Source organism: Streptomyces sp. NPDC006923 (assembly GCF_040635655.1).
GTDB lineage: Bacteria > Actinomycetota > Actinomycetes > Streptomycetales > Streptomycetaceae > Streptomyces.
Genome location: NZ_JBEYIF010000052.1, coordinates 1 through 5,798 on the forward strand (window position 1 = coordinate 1; position 5,798 = coordinate 5,798).

Sequence of the window (5,798 nt, forward strand, 5' to 3'; positions counted from 1 at the left end):
GATGCAGCATGGTGTGCTGCCGGCGACGCTGCATGTGGATGAGCCGACGCCGCATGTGGACTGGTCGGCCGGTGATATCGAGCTGCTGACCGGCAGTCGTGAGTGGCCGGAGACCGGGCAGCCCCGACGGGCTGGAATCTCGGCGTTCGGCGTGAGCGGTACCAACGCGCACACCATCCTGGAGCAGGCACCGCTCTCGACGGACGCGATGGAGCAGGAGACAGCACCGGCCCTGGCGAACACGCCCGGCACTCCGCCGTGGGTGCTTTCTGGCAAGACGGAGACGGCCCTGTACGCCCAGGCCGAGCGACTGCGCGCGCACGTGGCTCGGCACCCCGAACTGAGCCCGTTCGACATCGGCTATGCGTTGGCGACCACTCGTACTCCTCTGGACCGGCGAGCGGCGATCGTCGCGCATGACCGGGAAGGGTTCCTCCAGGTACTGGAAGGGCTGGCTGGTGGTGAGGCTCCGGCCGGTGTTGTGCGGGGGACCACGAATGCCGAGGGGAAGGTGGCGTTCCTGTTCACCGGGCAGGGGAGTCAGCGTCTTGGTATGGGGCGTGAGTTGTATGAGGTGTATCCGGTGTTCGCGGATGCCTTTGACGCGGTGTGTGCGCATCTGGATGTGCGTCTTGAGGGGTCGTTGAGGGATGTGGTGTTCGGGGAGGACGCTGAAATCCTTGACCGTACGGGGTTTGCGCAGCCGGCGTTGTTCGCGGTGGAGGTGGCGCTGTTCCGGTTGGTGGAGTCGTGGGGTGTGCGGCCGGATTTCCTGTCCGGGCATTCGGTGGGTGAGATTACGGCGGCGCATGTGGCGGGTGTGTTGTCGCAGGCGGATGCGTGCACGCTGGTGGCGGCCCGTGGCCGGTTGATGGAGGGGCTGCCGTCGGGTGGGGCGATGGTGGCGGTGGAGGCGTCGGAGGACGAGGTGCTGCCGCTGCTGTCGGACCGGGTGGGGGTCGCGGCGGTCAACGGACCTTCCTCGGTGGTGGTGTCCGGTGATGAGGACGCGGTGCTGGAGATCGCGGCCCGTTTTGAGGCGGAGGAGCGTCGGAGCAAGCGGCTCACGGTCAGCCACGCGTTCCATTCGCCCCGGATGGACGGGATGCTGGACGCCTTCCGCCAGGTGGTGGCGGGCCTCACCTATGAGGCCCCGCAGATCCCGATCGTGTCCAACCTGACCGGTGCTGTTGTGTCGGCTGGGGAGATGGGCGACCCGGAGTTCTGGGTGCGGCATGTGCGGGAGGGCGTCCGTTTCCTGGACGGGGTGCGAACGCTTGAGGCGCAGGGTGTCACGGCGTATCTGGAGCTCGGTCCCGATGGTGTGCTGTCCGCGATGGCGCAGGACTGCTTGATCCAGGTGGCCTCGGAGGAGCGGCCTGTCCTGCTGACCCCGGCCTTGCGTAGGGGCCGTCCGGACGGGGAGTCTCTGTCGGTCGCCGTGGCGCGGCTGCATGTGGTGGGCCACGGTCCCGACTGGAAGGCGTTCTTCGCCGGCACGGGCGCCCGACGCGTGGATCTGCCGACGTACGCCTTCCAGCACCAGCGGTACTGGGTCGACACCGTGGTGGCCTTTGACGATGTGGCGTCGCTGGGACTCGGCTCGGCCGAACATCCGTTGCTGGGAGCGGCCGTCGAATTGCCCGAGTCGGACGCCTTCCTCTTCACCGGTCGGCTGTCCCTCCAGGCGCAGCCGTGGCTCGCCGACTACACCGTGGCGGAATCCGTGCTGCTGCCCGCGACCGCCTTTGTCGAGCTGGCCGTACGCGCCGGTGACGAGGTCGGTTGCGACCTGCTGGAGAGCCTGGTCCTCGCCGAACCGCTTGTCCTTCCGGAGCGCGGTGGTGTGCAGCTACGACTGTCCGTGGGCGAGGCCGACAGCGCGGGGCGGCGGGCGCTGAATGTCCACTCGCGCGCCGAGCGGGCGGGAGAAGGCGAGGGTGACAGCCGGTCCGACCGGCCATGGACCCGAAACGCCACCGGAGTCCTCGCGGTGGCGGCGGGAGCCGAGGCGGCGCCCGCAGCTCCCTCCGCGCTCTCCGTATGGCCGCCGGCCGGTGCCGACCCTGTCGAGGTCACGGATCTCTACGGGCGCGCGGCCCGGGGCGGACTGCTGTACGGCCCGGTTTTCCAGGGGCTCCAGCGGGCCTGGCGGCGGGGCGAGGAGATCTACGCGGACGTGCGGCTCGCGGAGGCTCAGGTCCCGGACGCCGCGCGGTTCGCACTGCACCCGGCCCTGCTGGACGCCGGGCTGCATTCCGTGGCCGCCCGGTTCGGGACCGACGGCGAGCCGTACACCGGGATGCCGTCCTCCTGGAGCGGTGTGTCACTGCACGCGACCGGAGCCACGGCTCTGCGGGTGGCTCTTGTGCCCACCGGCCAGGCGGACGAGTTCTCCCTGACCGTGGCCGACGACACGGGCGCGCTTGTCGCCTCGGTGGACTCCGTCGTCGTACGGCCCGTGGACATGGGCCGGTTCACCGGCTCGCACGCCGGCCCGGACGAGAGGGTTCAGGAGTCCCTGTACCGGGTCGACTGGACGCCGGTGCCCGCGCGGCCGGCCGGTCCGCCTGCCGGGACGGCGTTCGCCGTGGTCGGATCCGATGAACTCAAGCTCGGCGTCGCACTGGAAACGGCCGGATTCCGGGTCGACACCGCCGAGGACCTCGCGGCACTGGAAGCGTCCGTCGTGGCGGGCCGGCCCGTACCGGACGCGGTGCTGGTGCCGATGCTGCCCGGCCTCTCCGAGGACGGAGCCGCTTCGGGTCTCGGCGTACAGGGCGGCGCATCCGCGGATGTTCCCGCTGCCGACGCCGTGCACCGGGCCGCGCACCGCGCTCTGGAACTGGTCCAGACGTGGCTGAGCGGCAGCCGGTTCGGCACTGCGCCTCTGGTGGTCGTCACCCGTGGCGCGGTCGCCGCGGCCGGTGACTCCGAGGCCGTCGACCTGGTGAACGCGCCGGTGTGGGGCCTGCTCCGGGCGGCCCAGGCCGAGAATCCGGGCCAGTTCGTCCTGCTCGATGTGGACGGTGACCTCTCGTACTCCGCCGTCTCGGAAGCACTCGCCTCCGGCGAACCCGAGCTGGCGCTCAGGGCGGGCCGGGCCTACGCACCGCGACTGGCTCGCCCGGCACTCACCCCCGCCGGGGGTACGGAGCCGGCGGCGGCCACGCCGCTCGCCGCCCGGATCGACCCGGCCGGGACCGTCCTGCTCACCGGCGCCACCGGCGGCCTCGGCGGTCTCCTCGCCCGCCATCTCGTCACCACGCACGGCGTCAGGCATCTGCTGCTTCTCAGCCGACGCGGTGAGCGGGCCCCGGGTGCGGCCGGACTCACCGCCGAACTCACCGAGTTGGGCGCCGAAGTGACCTGGGCCGCCTGCGACGCCGCAGACCGTGACGCGCTGGCGGACGTACTGGCCCGGATCCCGGCCGGTCACCCGCTGACAGCGGTCGTCCACACGGCGGGTGTACTGGACGACGGTGTGATCGACATGCTGACACCGGAGCGTATGGACACCGTGTTGCGGCCGAAGGCCGATGCGGCCCTCAACCTCCACACCCTCACGCGGGACCTGGACCTGTCCGCGTTCGTCCTGTTCTCCGCCGCCGCCGGTACCCTCGGCAGCGCCGGTCAGGGCAGCTACGCGGCAGCGAATGTGTTCCTCGACGCGCTCGCCCGCCACCGCCGCTCGCGCGGCCTCGCCGCACTCTCCCTGGTGTGGGGCATGTGGGCCGAAGAGCGGGGCATGGCGGGCCGGCTCGGCGAGGCCGACATGCGGCGCGTGGCCGACGGCGGTGTGCTGCCCCTGGCCGCCGCCGAAGGACTCGCGCTGTTCGACGCGGGACTGGAGGCCGGTGAACCCGTCCTGGTGCCCGTACGGCTCGACTTGGGGACGCTGCGGTCCACCGCCGCCGCCGGGAGACTGCTGCCGCTCTTCCAGAGCCTGGTACGCACACCGGCCCGCCGGACAGTGGGGAACGCGGCCGACGGCCGGGGCGCCGGAGCCGAAGCCGGGGCCGAGAGCCTCGCGGAGCGACTCGGCCGGCTCACGGAGGCCGAGCAGGAACGCACGGTCGTGGACCTGGTGCGCCGGCGGGTGGCCGCGGTCCTCGGATACGCGGCGATGGACCAGGTCGGTGCGGAACAGGCATTCAAGGAACTCGGATTCGACTCGCTGACCGCCGTGGAACTGCGTAACAGGCTCAACGGCGACTCCGGACTGCGGCTGCCGGTCACACTGATCTACGACTACCCGACCCCGCTCGCGCTGGCACGGTACCTGCGGGCGGAGGTGTCCCCGGACTCCACGCCCGGGGACACCAGGGGTTCCGTGCTGGAGGACCTGGACCGGCTGGAGAACGCCCTGTCGTCGCTGGCACCGGACGACATCGCCGCTGTGGCGGGCGACGAGGCGTCCCACGCACGTGTCGCGGTACGCCTTCAGTCGCTGCTCGCCGCATGGAACGACGTCCGGCGCACCACGGACGGCGCCGGCGCGCTCGAAGAGGCCAGCGACGACGAGCTCTTCGACTTCATCGACAAGAGGTTCGGCAAGGGCTGAGCACCGGCCGTCTCCACTCCGACCACCCGATGACCGACATCATCCCGATAGGTGAAGCCCCCATGGCGAATGAAGCAAAGCTCCGGGAGTACCTCAAGAAGGTCACGACCGACCTCGACGAGGCGTACGGCCGGCTGCGGGACATCGAGGACCAGGCGCGGGAGCCGATCGCCATTGTGGCGATGAGCTGCCGCTTCCCGGGCGGCGTACGGACCCCGGAGGAGCTGTGGGAGCTTCTGGCCTCCGGTGGTGACGCGCTCACCGCGTTTCCCGACGACCGCGGCTGGGACCTGGGCGAGCTGTTCGACCCGGATCCGGACGCGGACGGCCACTCGTACACGCGGGAAGGCGGATTCCTTGGCGGGGCCGCCCAGTTCGACCCGGCGTTCTTCGGGATCTCGCCGCGCGAGGCGATGGCGATGGATCCGCAGCAGCGGCTGCTGCTGGAGACGTCGTGGGAGGCGTTCGAGCGGACCGGCATCGACCCGGGCACTCTGCGCGGCAGCCGCACCGGTGTGTTCGTCGGCGTCAATGGGTCCGACTATCTGCCGGTCGTCCTGGACGCGGCGGAGAGCTACGCCGGCCATCTGGGGACGGGCAACGCGGCCAGTGTGATGTCCGGGCGCATCTCCTACACCTTCGGCCTTGAGGGACCCGCGGTCACCGTGGACACCGCCTGCTCGGCCTCCCTTGTCGGCATTCATCTGGCGGTGCAGGCCCTGCGGCTGGACGAGTGCTCGCTCGCTCTCGCGGGCGGCGTGCATGTGATGTCGACGCCCGGTCTGTTCGTCGAGTTCAGCAGGCAGCGCGGGCTGTCTGCGGACGGCCGCTGCAAGGCGTTCTCGTCCGACGCGGACGGCTTCGGACCCGCGGAAGGTGTGGGTCTGCTGCTGATGGAGCGGCTGTCCGACGCGCGGAAGAACGGCCATCCGGTCCTCGCGGTCGTGCGCGGCAGCGCGGTCAACCAGGACGGCGCGTCCAACGGTCTGACCGCGCCCAACGGCCCTTCCCAGCAGCGTGTCATCCGCCAGGCGCTCGGCAACGCGCGGCTGTCGCCGGCCGATGTGGATGTGGTGGAGGCGCATGGCACGGGCACGGCGCTGGGGGATCCGATCGAGGCGCAGGCGCTGCTGGCGACGTACGGCCAGGACCGGGACGCCGACCGGCCGCTGCTGCTGGGTTCGGTGAAGTCGAACATCGGGCATACGCAGGCGGCGGCCGGTGTGGCGGGTGT

2 protein-coding genes are annotated in these 5,798 nt (G+C 71.1%); both read left to right on the top strand.

Annotation, left to right across the window (positions count from 1 at the left end):
* Window positions 1–13: 13 nt before the first annotated feature.
* Window positions 14–4,564: an SDR family NAD(P)-dependent oxidoreductase gene (locus ABZ707_RS33185; protein ID WP_360182587.1), complete on the top strand. Its 4,551-nt coding sequence runs from the start codon at window positions 14–16 to the stop codon at window positions 4,562–4,564.
* Window positions 4,565–4,593: 29 nt separating this feature from the next.
* Window positions 4,594–5,798: beta-ketoacyl synthase N-terminal-like domain-containing protein (locus ABZ707_RS33190; protein WP_360182590.1), on the top strand; the 1,205-nt coding region annotated here is incomplete at its 3' end.